The following is a 19,029-nucleotide window of genomic DNA, read 5'->3' on the forward strand; positions in this document are numbered from 1 at the left end:
TCTCCCTCTCCCTGCACCACTTCGGCGACCCGAGCTCGTCACCCGATCAGAGTGCTTGACGCAAACTGTAACCGGTTACATGAACGAGGTGGGAACCGAATGCAATCGCCTGACGGATGCATTCGAGACAATGGCCGTTCATAGGAGATGCATGCGAGACGCAACGATCCGAGATGTGGCCCGCCGGGCACAAGTTTCGGTCGCGTCCGTCTCCCGCGCGCTCAATAATCTCGATAACGTCAGCGAGAAGACGCGGGCGCGCGTCGCCGACGCCGTGAAGGAACTTGGCTACGTCCCGCACGCGGGCGCCCGCAGCCTCAGCCTCGCGCGGACCAATGCCATCGGCGTCGTCCTTCCGGACCTTTACGGCGAGTTCTTCTCCGAAATCGTGCGCGGCATGGATCGTGAGGCGAGCCGCCGCGGATACCTCCTTCTGCTGTCGAACATGCACGCCGGTCATCCACAATCGGAAAGCGCCGTTCGCGCCATGCGAGGCCGTGTCGACGGGCTGATCATGATGGCGCCGCACCTGAGCGACGCCGAGGTAGCCGAAGCGCTTCCTGCCGGAATGCCTGCCGTCCTCGTCAACACGCATAGCGACGCTCATGCAGGTATCCGCCTGGACAATGCAGCGGGCGCCAAGGCCGTTGCGCAACACTTTCTCGCGACAGGCAGGAAGCGGATCGTGCATATCGCCGGCCACGTGGGCAACATCGATGCGGAGGAACGTGCCGAGGCCTTCTCGAAGGCGATCGAGGGCACGTCTGCCCGGCTGCAAACCCTGCAGGGCGACTTCAGTGAAGAGTCCGGGGTGGTCGCGATCGAAACCCTGCTGGCGAAGGGCGCAACGTTCGATGCCGTGTTCGCCGCAAATGACATGATGGCCAGCGGGGTGCTCCAGGCCCTCCGGAAAGCCGGTCTGCGCGTTCCGGAGGAAGTCGCGGTTGCGGGGTTCGACGACATCCCACTGGCCAGTCATCTAGGCCTGACGACGGTGCGCGTGCGCATTGCGGAGCTCGGCGAACGAGCGCTCGATCGTCTCTTCGACATGCTCGATTCCAACACGGATTCCGCCGGGCGGGAGCTTCACGCACCCGAGCTTGTCGTGCGCGACACCACCGCCTCCGAATAGGACTGACCTTGATTTCTCTCGATCGCCGTTCGCTTCTCAAGAGATCCACTTTGCTTGCAGCGGGAAGCGCCCTCCCCGGCTGCGTTACCGCTCCGCTGACTTCAGGATCGCCCGCACTTCCCGCATTCTACGAGGACATCGAGCAGCGCACGTTCCGCTGGTTCTGGGACACGGTGAACCGGAAGAACGGTCTCGTCCCCGACCGTTGGCCGACGCCATCATTCTCGAGCATCGCAGCGGTGGGATTCGCCCTCCCAGCCTATGCGATCGGAGCGGAGCGTGGCTGGTGCACGCGGGCGGAAGCGCGCGACCTGACCCTGACGACCCTGCGCTTTTTCTGGAACGCGCCGCAGGGCCCGGAGACTAGCGGAACGGCCGGCAACAAGGGCTTCTTCTACCACTTCCTCGATATGGAAACGGGTGAGCGGTACCGGGACGTCGAGCTGTCGAGCGTCGATACGACGATCCTGCTGCTCGGCGTGTTGTTTGCAGGCGAGTATTACAGCGGCTCCGACGCCAGCGAGCGGGAGATCCGCGACCTCGCGCAGAAGCTCTACGCCCGCGCCGACTGGAATTTCTTTCGCTCCGACGGACGCGCGGCGATCTCCATGGGCCAGCATCCCCAGAAAGGCCTGATCGACGCCAATTGGGTCGGCTACAACGAAGGAATGATGGTCAATGTGCTGGCGCTTGGTGCGCCCGTGCATTCGGCGCCGTCCAACTTGTGGGAACAGTGGACCGCGAACTACGATCGGTTCTGGCGTGGCGAAGGTCCGACGCGGCGCCTCGCCTTCGCGCCGCTGTTCGGTCACCAATACAGCCACATGTTCATCGATTTCCGTGGCATCTTCGACGCGCCGATGCGCGTCGCTGGCTTCGACTATTTCGAGAACAGCCGCCGCGCGACCTATGCCAACCGCGCCTACTGCTCGGCGAACCCGACGGGGTGGATCGGCTATTCGGATCGCGTCTGGGGCCTGACCGCCTGTGACGGACCAGGCAATTTCCGGCTCCCGTTCAAAGGTGAGGAAAGGCAGTTCTACGGCTATGCCGCGCGTGGGCCTCTGGGCGAGCCTGACGAGCGCGACGACGGAACACTAGCGCCGACGGCGGCGCTCGGCTCCCTGCCTTTCGCGCCGGAGATCGTCATTCCGGCGGCAGAGGCGATGATTGCCGAACACGGCTCACGCATCTTCATGAAGTACGGCTTCCTGGACAGCTTCAATCCAAGCTTCAGATTCACCGACCAGCGCTTGGAAACGGGTACCGTCGATGCGACGCACGGCTGGGTAGCGCGCGACTATCTCGGCATCGATCAGGGGCCGATCCTCCTTCAGGCGGCGAATTATCGCGACGACTTCGTGTGGAAATACATGCGGCGCTCGCCCGCGATCCGGCTCGGCCTGAAGCGAGCCGGATTCACCGGCGGCTGGCTTGGCTGATCAGCGCATCTTCACGACGCGGCTGAGCTTCGATACGCCGGTCTCGTTGAACGCCTCAATCGCGACATAATAGGGCACGCCGACGTTCAGGGAGCGCAGCTCCTTCGTGAGCGTCGCCCCATTGCCGAGTTCGTCTGAAAACAGCTGATGCGTGAGTGTCAGGCGATCCGGCCGGATGCCGAAGCGGATGTTGTAGCCGACCGCGCTTGGCACCTTGGCCCAGCGGATCGTCGCGTCGCGCTGATCCTGATGGCGCTGGCCGACCACGCCCGACGGCTGCACCGGCACCCGTCCCTCCGCATTGCCAAACACGCGCAGGTCGCTGATCGCTAGGTTCGCGCCGCCGACATGGCCGTGAACGTAGCGGACGTAGCGCGTGCGCACAGGCTGCGGCAGTTCGAGATAGGCGTTCGCGCGGTCGCGCCGTGACCCGTCGGGCTTGGCGAGCGGCTGCCAGGTCTTGCCGTCCACCGAGTGCTGCAGCTCGAACTCCGTATAGATGTCGGGCGCGTCGGCGAAGCGGCCGGACTTGTAATCCGCATAGTTCACCTGGACGGCGTGGACGGCCTTCACCGCGCCCAGGTCCAGGGTCAGAGTCTCGCCGGGCTTGTTCGCGGCCGCGACCCAAAAGGTCCGCGGATTCTCGTCCGTGACGCGATCAGCGGCAAACTCGCCCATCGTCGAAGATGCGCTTGCGGCCTTGCGGTAGGACAGCAGCATCCAGCCGGTGAACAGGCTGTCGATGTCGTCGACCTTCTTCTTCGGCATGTATTGGGGGAAATCCTGGAAGCGCGACGAGGCGTGAAATTGTCCATCCGCTTCGAACTTCGCCGGGAACATGTTGATCCGCCGCTCGAACGTCCAGTTGTAGCCGATCCACGGCGTACCGGTGTTCCAGTAATTGCCGTAGGCGTCCTCGAACGTGGACCCGTGGCCGGCGCCCTGCACGAAGCCGCCGGGCTTGTACGCAATCGGGTTGTACTCGGCATATTTGAACGGCCCCAGCGGCTTGTCGGACACGTAGGTGCCGTTCGCGTAGGCGTTGAACTCGGTCCCGGGCGCTCCGTACTGGAGATAGTATTTGCCGTCGTGCTTGGTGACCCACGCGCCCTCGACATAGGGCTTCGTGGGCTGGCCGTTGGCGAGCAGGCCACTGTGATCCTGGCCGAAACGCTCCCAGCCATGCTGCTCGGGGTGCAGGGTAAAGAGCGGCTTCGCCTCGCCCTTGTACACGACGGTCCCGTCCTTGAACTCGATCTCGATGCCGTAGATCGGGAAGACGTTGCTGCTGTTCCAATAGAGGTACCAGCGGCCGTCATCGTCCTTCAGCAAACCCGGGTCCCACGGCCCCGGCGGAATGTCGCCGGGCTTCATCTTCTCAAGATACCGGTCGTCGACCGCGTGCGGCAGGTCCGGCATGGTGCGGACGAGGAAGTCGAGCTTGCCGGTCTCTGGAGCGGTGGTGACGAGGATCGAGCCCGGACGCGTGAAGGACATCGACGGCCAGATGATCAGGCGGTCGCCATCGGAAGCGACCGCAGGAGCGACGATACCGCCGAACGGCCAGCGCGACGGCGTGATGAAGTTCCAGTCGATGAGGTTGGTCGAGCGCCAGTAACCGTCGGCCAGAGTCTGGAAGAGGTAGTATGCGCCCTTGTGCCGCACGATCGCGGGATCGGCGCCGGTGCGGTAGCTGACGCCGTTGTTCGTCTGCTCCCAATTGTAGCGGTAATCCAAGTCGATCGGGTTGATGTAAGTCCTCTTCTGGGCATGCGCCGGCGTACCCGCCAGCAGAGCCGCACCGCACGCCAACAACAAGCCGATCTTGCGCATTCGATCCTCTCTCAATGCCCGCGCACGAAGATGTTGGCCGTCAGGCGGCCCACACGCGGGTCTGTGCTGAAATTCATGCCGGGCGGAATGATGCCCGAATGGAGCAGGCTGCCCTGGTAGATGACGAGCCGGTCGGGAACGGCTTCCACCGCGCCGATCTGCTCGAAGAAGTCGTTAGAGCTGCGAATGTATCCGGAGTTGAGCGGCATCTGCTTCACCTCCGACTGGGCAGCGCGGATGAAGTCGGCCCGGTTGTCATCCGTCACCATTTCGATGTTCGTCGATCGCTGACGGTAAAACGCGGTGCCCGTGCCTTCCGGAACGCGCAGATAGTGCAGCAGCGCGAGGTATTTCGGGTCGGTGGAATCGAAATGGGGCATTCGTTGCGGTTCTGACAGGCGCGGCGGATCGGTGGTGACGATCGAGAAGCTCGCCTCGGCCAGATCAAAGCTGTCGTACTCGAACGCGCCGGCGATGAACTGCGCGGCGTCGTTGCAAAGCCGCTCGACGTAAGCGTCCGCTTCGCGGTCTCCCCTGCGAATAAGCTGGCGGACGCCGGGATAGTAACTGTCGCGGATGAAGGGGTAAGGCGCGAGCGCGTCCGCGAGGCGGGCGACCGCTTCCGCGTCGCCCGTAAAGTCATCGATGACGACGACGGGGCTCTGCAGCACTCCGACGCGGCGCAGTTCAGGTCTCACCAACCCGTCTCCAGCCCCCGTCGATAGACGAAAATCGGCGGGGCCCGAAGACCCCGCCGTACTTGCTCAGAACTTGTAGCGCAGACCCGCCTGGAAGGCGCGGGCGTCGTTGCTCACTTGGTCGTCGAAAGTCCTCGGCGGATTGGCGCCGCCACCGGCGTCCCACGACGGATAGTTGCGGTTTAGCCAGTTGAAGACGTTGAACGCCTCGAACTCGGCCGTGAACTCGTGACCCCAGGGCAGCTTGAAGGTCTTCGCAACGCGCAGGTCGAGACGCTTGTAGGCAATGTCTTTCTTCGGCCACAGCGGTCCGCCAAGGTTGGCGTAGCAGCACGATCCGTCGGGATTGTTGCCGAAGATGATGTTGCCAAAGGCCGGACCCGAGTTCAGCGTCAGGATGCCCGACAAAATGATGTCGTACGGCGCGCGCCAGGTACCCGAGGTCACCCAGTTCCATTTCGGAACGCCGTTGACGTTGTTCCACCCGTAATCATCCAGCGCCACGCCGTTGTAGAACTCGTCGCTGTTCAGCTCCTGCGCGACGTTGCTGCGGGCGCGCTGCAGCGTAAGCGCCGTTGTGAAGCCCCAGGTCGACGCGTCCGTGAACGGCTTTTCGGCCGTGACGTAGATCGCGTTGTACCGCGCCTTGCCGTTGTTCAGCATGCGGTTGAGCTTGCCGTTGAAGCCGGCGAGTTGTCCGTTCTGAGCAGCGCAAATGCTGGTCGGAACCGGCGAGCCGTCCTGGTTCGTCAGGCCGCCCGGAATCGAGTCCTGGATCCAAGCATCGCCGCCATTGGTGCAGCCCGTCACGTTCCCGTTTGCGTCACGAGTGACGAAGCGGGTGTACCAACCGTTCTCGAAGAAGTTCGCGCGAGCGAACATCGAGATGTTGTGCGAACTGATGTGCGAGAATGTTAGCGAGGTCTGGATCTGGCCGAAGCGCTTCCGGACGCCGATGTCGAACTGGTCCGAGAACGGAGTCTTCATCTTGTTGTCCAAGAGGAAGACGGAGTTTCCAATTCCCTGACTCGCCGCAACCGCGCGAAGCAGTTCCGGATTGCTCAGCATCGCCGGGTCGAACGCCGCGCAGTTCGCTGTCGACGAACCGTTGCCGCCCGCGGGAGCAGCAGTCCCCGGCGGGCAGAAAACCACCGGCGTAATGTAGTTCTCGTTCGTGATCGTCTCGATCGCGCCTTGGATGAACAGGTTGCGGTCATAGTAGCGGCCAAGTCCGCCAAAGATCACGATGTCGCGGTCGCCGTGTACGTCGTAAGACACGCCCAGGCGCGGCGCGAACGCTCCGTAGAACGGATCGCGGTTGTTGCCCGTGGAGATGTAATCTTCCGGATCGATGCCGCGGGCAGCCCACCCAGGATATGCGCGCAGAGCATCGGCAATGCGCTGCGGCGTCACATAATCGTTGTTGTTGGCGTTGCTCTCGAAGTCCCACCTGATGCCGGCGTTGATGGTCCAGTGCTGGTCCGGCTTCCATTCGTCTTGGATGTAGACACCGATCTGGGTGTCCTTGAGGCTCAATTCCGGATTGGGTCCGGTCGCAATCACGCCGACGTCAGGCTGCTGCGTGAACTGGTCGAAGGTGCCCGTCGGGCCCGGGTTGAAGTAGAAGAAGCCCGGCTGCGTGAAGTTCTCGACCCGGCGCGCCAGCTTCAGGAAGTTGACCTCGCCACCCCACTTGATCGTGTGTTCACCCCGGCGAAGGGTCATGTCATCACGAATGAAGATGCCCTTCTGCTTGTCGCCCTGGACGAAGAAGTGCGCGCCGAGATAGGCGAACTGGCCGTCGATCCCCGTCGAGTACTGCGGCGAAAGCGAGCCCGGGCCGGTGTACGACCAGGTTTCGCAGCTCGGGTCAGGACATTGCGTGGAGGTGACGGTGAACTGCGGCCCCTCGCTTACCCGCGGAGTGGCCTGCGTCCCCTTGTCGTAGGCCATGTTCAGCTGATTGAGGAAATCTCCGGCGCTGTGCCGCCAGTTGAGCTGGTAGCGATCCTGCTCTGTGAGGATCCGGCGGCCGTGCTCCGGCGCGGCGACATCGTCCACGTCGCTGAGATTGTCTTCACGACGGCGATAGTAGGACGCGTTGAGCGTGTCGTTGTCGGTCGCAAAGAACGTCAGCTTGCCGAAATACAGCCGCTGCTTGAAGTCGAACGAACGCGGGACGAGGATCTGGCTCTGCACGTTCTGCGGGAAGGGCTGGCGGAGAACGCCTGAAGACCCCGGGAGGCTCTGGTTCGTCGCCTCCGCCGCAAGGTAGAAGGTGAGCTTGTCCTTGATGATCGGCCCACCGATCTCGCCGCCGAACTGCTTGCGGTTGTAGTCGCCCTTTTCATTGTAGCAGGTCTGTGTCGCGTCATCCGGGCACGGAAAGCCAGGATTGAGGCGGCGGCCGGGATGCTCAAAGTAGGGGCGAGTAATGAAGGCTTTCGGCTGAAACTCGATGAAGGCTGAGCCGTGGAACTCGTTACCGCCGGTCTTTGTGATCGCACTGAGGACGGCGGAACCGGCCTGCCCCGTTTCGGCACCGAAGTTCTGCGTCTGAACCTGATATTCCTGGACGGCGATCTGCGGGAATGGGTTACCCAAACCGAAGTTCTGGCCGACCACGCCGCCATGGTTGATCGGGTTCTTGAAGCTCAAACCGTCCAAAAGAACGTTGACGTTCGACGAGGCGAGCGCGCCCGCCTGAATCTGGGCGTTGCCGCCCGGAGTGACCTGGAGGCCCGGCGCGAGCGCTGCGAAGCTCAGGAAGTTGCGCCGGTTCTGCGGCAGGTTTTCGATCTGCGCTGGCGTGATGTTCGTGGCAACCGCCTGGGCGGTGACCGGCTGCCGGCTGCGGCGACCCGTGACGACGATGCCTCCGCCCGCACCACTCGAAGCAGAAGCTTCGACAAAGTCGACGATCGCCGATTGACCGACGAGAACTTGCGTCTGCTGCGGCTCACGTCCGTCGACGGTTACCGTGTAGGTCGACGGGTTCACGCCGAGGATGGAATAATTGCCCGCAGCATCGACCGTACCGGTGAGGCGCTGGCCCGTGTTGTTGTCGGTCGCGACGACCTGCGTTCCAGCTTTGGCGCCGTCGACATGCCCCTCAAGGGTCGACGAGGCAACCTGCGCATGGGCCGGGGCGGCGACCATGAGCCCTGCTGCGAATGCAAATGCGGAAATTCCGTTTGCAAGCTTACGCTTGCTGTTGAGCGTGATCACTAGGCCCTCTCCCCAGGTGCCGATTTGTAACCGGTTACAAAATCGTTTGTTCAACTTCTTCGTCTTCAGAGCAAAGACCATGGGTCGGGCCGTTGTCAATCACGAGCGCGACCCAAGCGCAACTGTATGCGGCATCTGTGGTTTTCTGGACACGAACGTCCGGCGAACTCTACTCGCGATGCACCTCAGCGAGGTTGTGCATGAGGGCCGCACTCGGTCCTTGTTGCGCCCCGGGCGTGCTAGTCGGTAGCCGAGACACAAAGTCGGCATGATCCGGCAGCTCCTCCGCAACGTCGGCGATGGTGTCTGCGACATCCTCCAGAAAGCTGACGATCTCCTCGGTTGGCACGAATTGCGCGACGGGATCGGGGCGCGCCTGAAAACCCTGTCCGAGCAGGACCTGGACCCAGCTGTTTTCGGCGAACAGCTCGGCGGCGGCGCGCTTGAAGAAGCGCCCCGAAGACGCAAACAGCTCATACCGTTCCTTGAGGCTGTCGGGCACGTCCATCATGCGCACGTAATCCCAGAATGGCTCGCCTGACCTTCGGGTGACATTGTAATGCGCGATGATGAAGTCGCGCACGTCCTCGAACTCGAAACGGGCCTGACGGTTGTATTCGTCGATGTCGGGCTGCGAGAATCCCGTCGCCGGGAACAGGGCGAGCAACTTCTGAATCCCCGTCTGGATTAGGTGGATGCTCGTGGATTCCAGTGGCTCCAGGAAGCCTGAGGAGAGGCCGATGGAAACAACGTTCTTGTCCCAGGCCTTGAGCCTTCGTCCCGGCGCGAACCGCACGGGCCGGGCATCCGCCAGGGGAGTTCCATCGAGATTGCCCAAGAGCGTCTCGGCAGCCTCGTCGTCGCTGAGAAGGTTGGACGAATAGACATAACCGTTGCCGATGCGGTGCTGCAGCGGAATACGCCACTGCCAACCGGCCGACCGCGTCGTGCAGCGGACGTAAGGCGTGACCGGCGATACACTTTCGCATGGCACGGCAAGCGCACGGTCACAGATGAGCCACTTGTTCCAGTGCTCGTACCCCACGCCGAGCGTGTCCCCGATCAGCAGCGCCCGCATGCCTGAGCAATCGACGAACAGGTCCCCCGCCAGCTCGCGGCCATCTTGAAGCCGAACGCCGCTCACGAAACCGCTCTGGCCATCCTTGAGCACTTCGACGACGCGCCCTTCAATGCGCTGGACCCCGCGCGCTTCGCTTTCGGCCCGGAGGAAGCGCGCGAACAGCGAGGCGTCGAAATTATAAGCATATTCGAAATCGGCGAGCGGCGAGTTGGGATTGCGCTTGTCGGGGTAATCAAAGCGGTTTCGAAGCGCAGCTGCGGCCGCGATCGAGTAATTGTCGAAATGCTTCACCGAACCGGGCGCACGCTCGTTGGCGGCGAGCCAGAGTTGATGCGCGTGCAGCCAGAGCATGTCGCGGCCGATGTTTCCGAAGCCGTGGAAGTAGCTCTCACCGGGGGCGCCCCAGTCGACGAACTGGATGCCGAGCTTGAACGTCGCCTTGGTCGCGTGAATCATCTTCAGCGGATCGACGCCCGCAAGCGGCAGGTAATTGCGGATGTGTGGGATGGTCGCCTCGCCCACGCCGACGGTCCCAATCTCTTCGGATTCGACCAACTTGATCTCGACCTGGCTCAGCCATTGCGACAGCACCGCGGCCGTCATCCACCCGGCGGTCCCGCCACCGACGATCGTTACCTTGCGTACCGGTTGGTCGCCGCCTGCCATATCCACTCTCTTGCTAGTCGACAGGCAGCGTTAATCGGCGTTTTGGTAGGTCGCAATCTGGCTTAGAAGGAACTTCCGATGAGGCCTCCCGTAATCTGCCTCGCAGCGGTCCTGGCCGGCTGCTCTTCTCCCCCGCCCGCCGCGTGGAACCCGCCTATCGCGGAAATCGAAGGCCGGGTGGCAGGCACGCCCCAGCGCTGCGTCACGATCGAACAGTCCAATAGCCTCCGCCCCGCCAACCGCAGCACGCTTCTGTACCGCAGTGGAAGCACGACATGGATCAATCACGTCCAGGGCGACTGCGGATCGTTCGGACAGTGGGACGTGCTCGTCACGGAGCCGCTCGGCACGCAATATTGCATGGGCGACCTCGTCCGCTCGTTCGATCCCACAAGCCATATCCCGGGACCGACCTGCCGGATGGGCGAATTCGTACCCTATACCAAGCCGAAGTGACGACGGCGCCGCATTGCAGTCGCATTGCACGGCTCGTAGGGACCAGAGCGTGAAACGGATCGTCCTCCTGGCTGCCCTGCTCGCAGTCTCCTGCTCCAAAGAACAGCCGCCGGAAAAGCCGGCCAAGGAAGAGGCGAAGAAGGGTCCCGTGAACGTCCGGGTCATGAACCCCTGGGCGCGCGAGACCGCCCCGGGACAGACCATGGGCGCCGCCTACATGACAATCCGGAACCCCAGCTGGGATACGGACTGGCTTCAAGGCGTGACTGTTGACGCTCCGGCGACAGCGGCGGTGCATGACACGGCCACGGCGAATGGCGTGACGAGCATGAAGGCTGTGCCGTCGCTTGAAATCCCCGCGGGCGGCGCCGTGCAGCTCAAACCGCAGGGCACGCACATCATGATCAGCGGGCTGGCTGCTCCGCTCAAGGAGGGAAGCTCGCTCCCGCTGACGCTTCACTTCAAGCGATCGGGAGCCCGCAAGATCGACGTTCCTGTCCTCGATGCTGCGGCGGACGGCCCGAAATAGAAATGAAGCGAGTGCGTGTATTTCTCTGGGCGTTAGTGGGAATTGCGATCGCGGCTTTCGCGGTGCTGATGTTCAGCCGGGAGAATGAGCCTCAACCCAAGGATCAGCAGATCACGCTCGCCAGCTTCGGCGGGCCCTTCAATTTGGTCGGGGCCGACGGACAGCTCTTCTCCAGCACGAAGCTCAACGGAAAAGCGTACGCGCTCTTCTTCGGCTTTACGCATTGCCCGGACGTCTGCCCCACGACGCTCGCGCGACTGGTCAAGCTTCGGCAGCAACTCGGCCAAGGCGACCGTCCATTCGAAATCGTCTTCGTCAGCGTGGACCCTGAGCGCGACAAGCCCGCGGACGTCGGCGCCTACACCGCTCTGTTCAACAGCCCGGTCATTGGACTCACCGGCTCACCTGCGCAGGTCGAGCAGGTGAAGAAGCAGTTCGGCATCTTCTCGCAGAAAGTCGCTCAGCCCGGCGGCGAATATAGTGTGAACCACACGTCGACCGTGCTTCTGTTCGACAAGACCGGTCACTTTTCCGGGACGATCGCCACCGACGAAACCGATGAACCGGCACTCGCAAAGCTGAAGCGGATCAGCGCTTAAGCACGCGCTCTAGCAGCCGGTCGATGGCTGCAACGGCCTCAGGCTCTGACAGATCCGGCGCATGGCCGACGTTCGGGATGGTAACGGTTTCCACGTCCGGAATTTCGGTCGCCATCCGCGCGAATGCAGTGTCGCTCAGCAAGTCGCTGAGCGCGCCGCGGAGCACGAGTACCGGCCGTCCGGCCAGCGCCTGGTAGAAGGGCCATGGATCGCGAACCTCACCCGTGTTCCCCGCCCGAAACGGCTCCGCGATTGCCATGTCGTAGTCGAACTCCACGCCGCGGTCGGTTTCCTTGCAGCAACGTTTCGCGAACCGGACCCAATCGTCGCGGTCGTAGCCAGGGTTCGCATCGCCCAGGCGACCGTGAAGCTGCTCCGCTGCGTCATCCCAGTCGCGGAAGAGCGCGGGTATCCCGACGTACGACTTGATGCGTTCGATGCCGGTCATGTCCAGCTGCGGGCCGACGTCGTTGAGAAGGACTCCCGCGATGCGCTGCGGCGCGATGGTCGCGATGATCATCGTCACCAGGCCGCCCAGCGAGGTCCCCAGGAACACCGCTTCGCTGACGCCCAGCTCATCGAGGAGCTGGATGACGTCCATCGCGTAGGTCGGCGGCGAATAGTTGGCCCAGGTGGGATCGTATCCGCTGTTCCCCCGGCCGCGGAAATCCGGAACGATCACGCGCCACTCGCCGGCGTATCGCGCGGCGACATCCTCGAAATCGCGCGAGTTGCGGGTGAGTCCGTGCAGCATCAGCAGCGGCGGGCGATCCGCCGAGCCCTCATAGTCGCGATAATAGAGCTTCAGCCCGTCGCGGCTCGTGAAATACCGGTCCTGCCAGCGGACAGCCGCCTCAGTTCCTCGCATCGAGCTCTTTCACCAACTTACGCGGCGCCTGAGCACGGTAACTTTCCTCGACCCACGCCTTCAATTGCTCGATATCCGGAATTTGACCCTCCCCGGGGTTGAAGCTGACCCAGCCGCTCTTTCCCAGACCGTAGCCGGTCGGCTCCGCAAAGGGCAACTGAAGAGCTTCGTATCCGGTGTAGGGAAGCTTGCAGGAGAGGCTGAACTCCCGGCCCTTCGCCGGCAGGTAGGCGAAGGTCTTGTCCTTCACCGCCAGATCGTCGTGCTCGGGCCAGGGCGCCTTGCTGTGGGCGCCGGGGACAGTCAGGCCCCAAGCACGCAGTTCCGAGACGATCGCGTCGCCTTTGCTTCCCATCGGCAAGGCCTAGCGGAACCGCCGGTCCATCGCCAGATTGGGTGGACGTGACTTCCTACACACCCGATCCCCGCATCCTCGAGCTGGGCGACGCCTTCTACGACGCGGTCGAACCGGCCGACTTCCCGCAGTGCACGCCGCGTTTCCTGAATCGCCGCTCGGCCGAGCGGGTCGGATTGGGCGAGCTTTCTGACGAGCAGTGGGCTGCGCACTTCTGCCGGTTCGAGCCGCTGGCCGACAACCTGCAACAGCCGTTGGCACTGCGGTATCACGGCCACCAGTTCCGAGTGTACAACCCGGACATCGGCGACGGGCGCGGCTTCACCTTCGCGCAGCTACGCGACGACCGCGGGCGATTGCTCGACTTCGGCACGAAGGGCTCCGGCCTGACGCCGTACAGCCGGACGGCGGACGGACGACTGACGCTGAAGGGCGGAGTCCGCGAGGCGCTGGCAACCGAGATGCTCGAAGCGCTCGGGGTGAACACGTCCAAGACGTTCGCTCTGTTCGAGACCGGCGAGGAACTGGTGCGGGGCGACGAGCCCTCACCTACTCGCTCGTCGGTCCTGACCCGCGTCAGCCACGGCCACATCCGCATCGGCAGCTTCCAACGGCTCGCCTTTTACGGCGAGGTCGAGAACATCAACGCGCTGGTCCGCTATTGTTTGTCGAACCTCTACGGCGAGCAGCCGGGCGAGGACGCAAATGAGAATGCGCTGCGCCTGTTCGACCTCGTCTCAGGCGCCACGGCTAGGCTCGCGGCAAGCTATCTGGCCGCCGGGTTCGTTCACGGCGTCCTCAACAGCGACAACATCAACGTCACAGGCGAGAGCTTCGATTACGGCCCCTGGCGCTTTACGCCGGAATGGGACCCGGGCTTCACGGCGGCCTATTTCGACCATTACGGACTCTATTCCTTCGGTCGGCAGCCGGAGGCGATCCAGTGGGACCTCGCTCAATTCGCCGGCAGCCTTTCGCTTGTGACGGATGCGCCGCCCTTGTCGGAAGGGCTCGCCCGCTGGTCGGATCGGTTCGAGGACGAACTGGTCTCGGCCCTTCTCAAGCGCCTCGGCGTCCAACCGGGCGAACGTGCGGCAGACCGCGAACTGGCTGCGTCTCTCCTGCGAGCTCTCCAGTCGCGCGAGGCGACGATCGACCGCCTCTTCTTCGACTGGCGAGGCGGGCGCGATCCGGGCGCCGAACGCTATCCTTCAGAGCACTTCCGCGCCTTGGCCGCGCAGCTTCAGGGCCGGGGAAGCGCGCCATCGCACCCCTATTGGTCCGACGCGGAGCCCTGTTCGATGCATATCGACGAGGTTGAGGAAATCTGGTCGGCCATCGCCGAGCGAGACGACTGGAAACCCTTCGAAACCAAGGTCGCGGCCATCCACCGCATGGGTGAAGCGCATTCGGACCAAAGGTCAGGCGCTTGACCGTTTCATCGCAATTTGGTGAGGCACAGTTAATGGCCGAAAAACTGGTGTCGACGGAGCCGGCGACCGGCGCCGAATTGTGGTCGGGCGCGGTAGGCGATGCTGCCGCCGAGGTCGCGGCCGCGCGTGCGGCCTGGCCGGAATGGGCGGCGCACTCGGTCGCCTATCGCATCGAGACGCTTCGACGCTTCGCCAATATCGTCCGCGCGCGCACCGACGATTTCGCGGCGCTCATATCTCGCGAGACGGGAAAACCGCTGTGGGAGACCAAGACCGAGGTCGGAGCGGTCATCAACAAGGTCGAGATTTCGGTCAACGCTTACGCGGACCGCACTCCGCAGAAGAAGCTGGAGGCAAACCTCGGCAACAAGGTAGCCGTGCGCCACAAGCCGCATGGCGTCCTGGCAGTCCTCGGACCGTTCAACTTCCCCGCGCATCTGCCGAACGGCCACATCGTCCCGGCATTGATTGCCGGCAACGCGGTCGTCTTCAAACCGTCCGAAAAGACGCCTGCGAGCGGTGCGTTCCTCGTGGATTGCTACCACGATGCCGGCGTTCCCAAGGGCGCGGTCCGCCTGCTCATCGGCGGTCCGGAGCAGGGCAAGGCCCTCGCCTCCCAGCCGGGTATCGACGGCTTGCTGTTCACCGGTTCGGCGCGAGCCGGGTCGGCGCTTCACAAGCAATTCGCGGACACCCCCGGCAAGATCCTGGCGCTCGAGCTCGGCGGCAACAATCCGATCGTCGCGTGGAATGTGAAAGACCTGGACGCGGCCGCCGCGATCATCGCCCAGTCCGCTTTCCTGTCGGCAGGTCAGCGCTGCACGGCCGTGCGCCGGCTGATCGTAGAAGACGGCAAGCATGAGCCGCTGATCGAGAAGATCGTGAAGCTGGTGGACCGCATGATCGTCGGCGAGCCTTTCGCCGACCCGCAGCCGTTCATGGGATGCGTCATCGACAACGCCTCGGCCGATCACCTGCAGGAGCAGTGGGTCGCGTTGATGATGAAGGGCGGACGCCCGATCATCCGGCTCGAACGCCCGGACGACGGCAAGCCCTTCCTCACGCCCGCGCTCATCGACGTCACCGACGCCAAGGACCTTCCAGACGAGGAGATGTTCGGCCCGGTCCTGCAGATCATTCGCGTGAAAGACTTCGACCAGGCCATCGACGAGGCGAACAACACGCGCTTCGGCCTGGCCGCCAGCCTGCTCGGCGGAAGCCCGGAGCAGTACGACAAGTTCTGGGCAAACATCCGCGCCGGCGTCATCAACTGGAACAAGCCGACCAACGGCGCGCCGTCGACCGCTCCGTTCGGCGGCGTCGGCATGTCGGGCAACCATCGGCCGAGTGCATTCTACGCCGCGGATTATTGCGCGTATCCGGTCACCAGCAGCGAAAGCGACAAGCTCCGCGGGACGATCGGCGAGGGACTGCGCGACCCCAACCTTCAGGAAGACTGAACTTTTTCGAACAGCCGTTGGTTGAGCGGCTGTGAAAGTTCAAAATGGTATCGGCAAGGCCGTCGCACTTGCCCTGTTCAGTCTGTCGGTTGCGGGTTGCGGTAATGCCGGTCCACTCAGCTCCGATCCCAAGACAATCGATGCGGAGGCCCTCGGCGGCAAAGCCGACGCGCAGGTTCGCGCCTTTTACGCAGCTCGAAACAACGAGCGGGCATGGGACCGCAAGGCAGAGAAGCAGCTGATCGAGATCGTGGATGGCGCGCCCATCCACGGCCTGCGGCGCGACCTCTTGCTGAAGGACGACCTTCCCAAGGACGGCGAGGAGCGTGAGCTTGCGCTCACGCGCATGGCGCTGCGCTACGCGTCCGCGCTGGCCCAAGGCTATTCGAACCCGAAGAAGATCGACGGGATCTACACTGTTCCGGGTCCGAAGGTGGACGTGGCCGCCGGCCTCTCGAAGGCGCTCAAGGACGGCAATCTCGCCGACTGGTTCGGCACGCTGGCGCCGCAGACCGAGGAATATCGGGCGCTGTCCGACGAGTTCGTGCGCTACCTCAAGCTCGCCAACGAGGCCGGTAACGGTGCGGCAGTCGCGACGGGCAAGGCGATCAAGCCGGGGCAGCGCGATGCGCGCTTGCCTTCGATCGCGAACGCCCTTGCGGCTGTCGGCTATCTGAAGGCCCAGCAGGCGCCGCCACAGCGCTACACGCCCGCGATGGTCGCCGCGGTCAAGCGTATGCAGGCGGACTACGGCCAAAAGCCCGACGGCGTTATCGGGCCCGGCACGGTCAAGTCGCTGAACGAGGGTCCCGGCGACCGCGCGCGCCAGCTCGCGGTGAACCTGGAGCGGCTGCGCTGGCTCGACCGCAATCCGCCGCAGACGCGCATCGACGTGAACACCGGCGCGGCTTACCTCGACTATTGGCGCAACGGCACGCTCCGCGACCATCGTAACGTGGTCGTTGGACAGCCTGACTGGGAGACGCCGCAGCTCGGGTCGCCGATCTTCCAGCTTGTGGCCCACCCCTATTGGCGGGTGCCGGATTCGATCCTCGACGACGAGCTGAAGGACAAGAGCCCGGCTTACCTCGCCGCAAACAACATGGAATATCGCGACGGTCGGCTGGTCCAGCTGCCGGGGCCGAAGAACTCGCTCGGCGAAGTGAAATTCGACATGCGCAACGACCAGGCGATCTACCTGCACGATACGCCCGCGAAGGCGTTGTTCACCATGCCCGAACGCCACCGCAGCCACGGCTGCATCCGCGTGCAGGACGCGACCGGCTTCGCGATGCTGCTCGCGTCGGACGACGGCGTCCTGCCGAAGTTCCAGGAGGCGATGATGAAGCCGGACGACGAGGGCTTCGTGAAGCTGAAGACCGAGGTGCCGGTCCGCCTGCTCTACCACACCGCCTTCGTCGAGGACGGCAGGGTCAAGCTGGTAAACGATACCTACGGCTGGGACGACGATGTCGCTTATGCCCTCGGCTACGTCCGCAAGCGGCCGCGCGCCAAGCAAGGCCACGCGGGCGGCGACGTCGGCCCGTAAGACTTAGGCGCCCCGCATCTCCGGCAGGTACTGGTCGTCGGCCGCGTCGCTGAACTTGGTGATACGGGCGTCGAACTTCATGCGCACCGTGCCAGTGGCGCCGTGGCGCTGCTTCGCGACGATGAGGTCGGCGCGACCGTAGATGCGGTCCATCTCCTCGCGCCATGCCGCGATGTCGGGATGATCGTCGTCCGGCTTCTTCGCGGCCAGGTAGTAATCGCCGCGATAAACGAACCACACCATGTCGGCGTCCTGCTCGATCGAGCCCGATTCGCGAAGGTCTGACAGCTGCGGACGCTTGTCTTCCCGCTGTTCAACGGCTCGGCTCAGCTGAGACAGCGCGAGCACGGGCAGTTCGAGTTCCTTCGCTAGCTGCTTCAGACCGCGGCTGATTTCCGAGATTTCCTGGACGCGATTGTCGCTCGAGCCTGCGCGCCCGGTCCCCTGGAGGAGCTGCAGATAGTCGACCACGACGAAGCCGATGCCCTTCTGCCGCTTGAGGCGGCGCGCGCGTGTGCGGAGCGCCGCGATCGTCAGGCCCGGGGTGTCGTCGATATAGAGCGGAAGGCTCTGAAGCTCCGCGGCGGCGCGCGCCAGCGAGCGGAACTCCTGCTGGCTGATCTTGCCCATGCGCAAATTCTCGGAGCTGATGCCCGACTGCTCGGCAAGGATACGCGTCGCCAGCTGGTCCGCCGACATTTCCAGGCTGAAGAAGGCTGTCGGCGCGCCGGCGGACTTCGCGGGCTCGATGCCGTCCTCGACATCGCGCGCGAACCGCTGCGCGGCCGCGAACGCAATGTTGGTGGCGAGCGAGGTCTTGCCCATGCCCGGGCGGCCGGCGAGAATCACGAGGTCGGAGCCGTGGAGGCCGCCGACCTTGGCGTTGATTCCCTCGATGCCCGTGGTCAGTCCGGAAAGGTGGCCGCCGCTGTTGAGCGCCTTCTCGGCCATCTCGACCGCGAGCTTGGTCGCTTCGCCGAAGCTCTTCGCCTTGCCCTCGGCCCCGCCCTCTTCGGCAACCTTGTAGAGCTCGGTCTCGGCCTTCTCGATCTGCTCGAGCGGCGCCACGTCCTCACTGGTGTCGAGCGCGCCCTCCACCAGATCGCGCCCGACACCGATGAGCGCCCGAAGCAGAGCCAGATCGTAGACCTGCTGGGCGAAATCCTTCGCGCCGATGATTGCCGCGCCGGAGCCGGTCAGCGTCGCCAGATAGGCGGGCCCGCCGATCTCCTTCATCGCCTCGTCGGCTTCGAACGTGGGGCGAAGCGTGACCGGATTCGCAATCATGTTGCGGTCGGTCAGCTTCAGGATCGATTCGTAGATCCGGCCGTGCAGAGGCTCGAAGAAATGGTGCGGCTTCAGCTTCAGCTGCACGTCCTCGACGAGGCGATTGTCGATCATCAGCGCGCCAAGAAGCGCAGCCTCCGCCTCGACGTTCTGGGGGAGCGCTGTTGCTGCCGCCGGCTCGGCGGATTCGGAGATACGGATTACTTCGGCCATGACCCTTCTTGGCCGCTGACCGGCCACCCTCCAACGAGAACGAAAGTAGCACGGACATCATCATCTGTGGATAGAATGTGGGCCGTTTGAGCAGCCGGTTCTGCGCGACAAGACTTTTGCCGGTGCGCGTGCATCCACAGAAAAACCGGTGCGGCCCATCCGCACTAATGACTATTGAGGGGGCTATCCTGCGGCCGTTA

15 protein-coding genes are annotated in these 19,029 nt (G+C 63.7%); 8 read left to right on the forward strand and 7 right to left on the reverse strand.

Translation table 11 applies throughout. The features are described from left to right. The first annotated feature begins 151 nt into the window (after positions 1–151). Both LZ016_RS08420 and LZ016_RS08425 read left to right on the forward strand, forming a co-directional pair. Positions 152–1,132 (forward strand): LacI family DNA-binding transcriptional regulator, encoded by a 981-nt coding sequence (locus LZ016_RS08420; protein ID WP_241446940.1) that lies wholly within the window; start codon positions 152–154, stop codon positions 1,130–1,132. A gap of 8 nt (positions 1,133–1,140) precedes the next feature. Beyond that, positions 1,141–2,574 carry a glucoamylase family protein gene (locus LZ016_RS08425; RefSeq protein ID WP_241446941.1) on the forward strand — a complete coding sequence of 478 codons (1,434 nt, stop codon included), beginning with the start codon at positions 1,141–1,143 and terminating at the stop codon, positions 2,572–2,574. Here the strand turns inward: LZ016_RS08425 and LZ016_RS08430 are convergent, their stop codons facing one another. From LZ016_RS08430 to LZ016_RS08445, 4 genes are all read right to left on the reverse strand, one after another. Beyond that, the gene (locus LZ016_RS08430) at positions 2,575–4,407 is read right to left on the reverse strand and encodes a family 43 glycosylhydrolase (protein WP_241446942.1); all 1,833 of its coding nucleotides are present in this window, start codon (positions 4,405–4,407) and stop codon (positions 2,575–2,577) included. It lies immediately after the preceding gene. Between the two features lie 11 nt (positions 4,408–4,418). Beyond that, complete coding sequence (locus tag LZ016_RS08435; protein ID WP_241446943.1) at positions 4,419–5,105, reverse strand: DUF6445 family protein; 687 nt, start codon at positions 5,103–5,105, stop codon at positions 4,419–4,421. Between the two features lie 66 nt (positions 5,106–5,171). Then, positions 5,172–8,264 carry a TonB-dependent receptor gene (locus LZ016_RS08440; RefSeq protein WP_241446944.1) on the reverse strand — a complete coding sequence of 1,031 codons (3,093 nt, stop codon included), beginning with the start codon at positions 8,262–8,264 and terminating at the stop codon, positions 5,172–5,174. A gap of 238 nt (positions 8,265–8,502) precedes the next feature. Next, the gene (locus tag LZ016_RS08445) at positions 8,503–10,080 is read right to left on the reverse strand and encodes a tryptophan halogenase family protein (RefSeq protein WP_241446945.1); all 1,578 of its coding nucleotides are present in this window, start codon (positions 10,078–10,080) and stop codon (positions 8,503–8,505) included. 78 nt (positions 10,081–10,158) lie between these two features. Between LZ016_RS08445 and LZ016_RS08450 the strand changes: the two genes are divergently transcribed. From LZ016_RS08450 to LZ016_RS08460, 3 genes are read left to right on the forward strand one after another with little or no spacing between them, the layout of a single operon-like run. Continuing rightward, the gene (locus LZ016_RS08450; protein WP_241446946.1) at positions 10,159–10,536 is read left to right on the forward strand and encodes a hypothetical protein; all 378 of its coding nucleotides are present in this window, start codon (positions 10,159–10,161) and stop codon (positions 10,534–10,536) included. 49 nt (positions 10,537–10,585) lie between these two features. Further along, a complete protein-coding gene (locus tag LZ016_RS08455; protein WP_241446947.1) occupies positions 10,586–11,065 on the forward strand; it encodes a copper chaperone PCu(A)C in 480 nt (159 codons plus the stop codon). Between the two features lie 11 nt (positions 11,066–11,076). Beyond that, a complete protein-coding gene (locus LZ016_RS08460) occupies positions 11,077–11,664 on the forward strand; it encodes an SCO family protein (protein WP_241446948.1) in 588 nt (195 codons plus the stop codon). On the opposite strand, the gene LZ016_RS08465 is transcribed toward LZ016_RS08460, so the two are convergent. Next, a complete protein-coding gene (locus LZ016_RS08465) occupies positions 11,654–12,532 on the reverse strand; it encodes an alpha/beta fold hydrolase (protein WP_241446949.1) in 879 nt (292 codons plus the stop codon). The genes LZ016_RS08460 and LZ016_RS08465 overlap by 11 nt on opposite strands. After that, entirely contained in the window at positions 12,519–12,887 is a 369-nt protein-coding gene (locus LZ016_RS08470) for an MmcQ/YjbR family DNA-binding protein (protein ID WP_241446950.1), read from the reverse strand. Before LZ016_RS08470 ends, LZ016_RS08465 begins: the two co-directional genes overlap by 14 nt. 47 nt (positions 12,888–12,934) lie before the next feature. On the opposite strand from LZ016_RS08470, the gene LZ016_RS08475 reads away from it, so the two are divergent. The 3 genes from LZ016_RS08475 to LZ016_RS08485 are packed head-to-tail and all read left to right on the forward strand — an operon-like array spanning position 12,935 to position 17,329. Continuing rightward, positions 12,935–14,320 (forward strand): protein adenylyltransferase SelO family protein, encoded by a 1,386-nt coding sequence (locus tag LZ016_RS08475; protein WP_366512894.1) that lies wholly within the window; start codon positions 12,935–12,937, stop codon positions 14,318–14,320. Between the two features lie 32 nt (positions 14,321–14,352). Next, positions 14,353–15,780 carry a succinylglutamate-semialdehyde dehydrogenase gene (gene astD / locus LZ016_RS08480; protein ID WP_241446951.1) on the forward strand — a complete coding sequence of 476 codons (1,428 nt, stop codon included), beginning with the start codon at positions 14,353–14,355 and terminating at the stop codon, positions 15,778–15,780. A 31-nt stretch (positions 15,781–15,811) separates the two neighbouring features. Continuing rightward, the gene (locus LZ016_RS08485; protein ID WP_241446952.1) at positions 15,812–17,329 is read left to right on the forward strand and encodes a L,D-transpeptidase family protein; all 1,518 of its coding nucleotides are present in this window, start codon (positions 15,812–15,814) and stop codon (positions 17,327–17,329) included. Positions 17,330–17,332: 3 nt separating this feature from the next. Here LZ016_RS08485 and LZ016_RS08490 read toward each other — a convergent pair whose 3' ends face one another. Next, positions 17,333–18,829, reverse strand: a complete 1,497-nt coding sequence (locus LZ016_RS08490; RefSeq protein ID WP_241446953.1) for a replicative DNA helicase — start codon at positions 18,827–18,829, stop codon at positions 17,333–17,335. Between the last annotated feature and the right edge of the window lie 200 nt (positions 18,830–19,029).

Origin of the sequence: Sphingomonas telluris (assembly GCF_022568775.1) — a bacterium.
GTDB classification, from domain to species: domain Bacteria; phylum Pseudomonadota; class Alphaproteobacteria; order Sphingomonadales; family Sphingomonadaceae; genus Sphingomicrobium; species Sphingomicrobium telluris.

Bases quoted from the DNA above. Each gene is read 5' to 3' on its own strand.
- LZ016_RS08440 (WP_241446944.1), bottom strand. From the start codon at position 8,264: ATGGTCGCCGCCCCGGCCCATGCGCAGGTTGCCTCGTCGACCCTTGAG.
- LZ016_RS08490 (WP_241446953.1), bottom strand. From the start codon at position 18,829: ATGGCCGAAGTAATCCGTATCTCCGAATCCGCCGAGCCGGCGGCAGCA.
- LZ016_RS08450 (WP_241446946.1), top strand. From the start codon at position 10,159: ATGAGGCCTCCCGTAATCTGCCTCGCAGCGGTCCTGGCCGGCTGCTCT.
- LZ016_RS08470 (WP_241446950.1), bottom strand. From the start codon at position 12,887: ATGGGAAGCAAAGGCGACGCGATCGTCTCGGAACTGCGTGCTTGGGGC.
- LZ016_RS08430 (WP_241446942.1), bottom strand. From the start codon at position 4,407: ATGCGCAAGATCGGCTTGTTGTTGGCGTGCGGTGCGGCTCTGCTGGCG.
- astD (WP_241446951.1), top strand. From the start codon at position 14,353: ATGGCCGAAAAACTGGTGTCGACGGAGCCGGCGACCGGCGCCGAATTG.
- LZ016_RS08465 (WP_241446949.1), bottom strand. From the start codon at position 12,532: ATGCGAGGAACTGAGGCGGCTGTCCGCTGGCAGGACCGGTATTTCACG.
- LZ016_RS08445 (WP_241446945.1), bottom strand. From the start codon at position 10,080: ATGGCAGGCGGCGACCAACCGGTACGCAAGGTAACGATCGTCGGTGGC.
- LZ016_RS08420 (WP_241446940.1), top strand. From the start codon at position 152: ATGCGAGACGCAACGATCCGAGATGTGGCCCGCCGGGCACAAGTTTCG.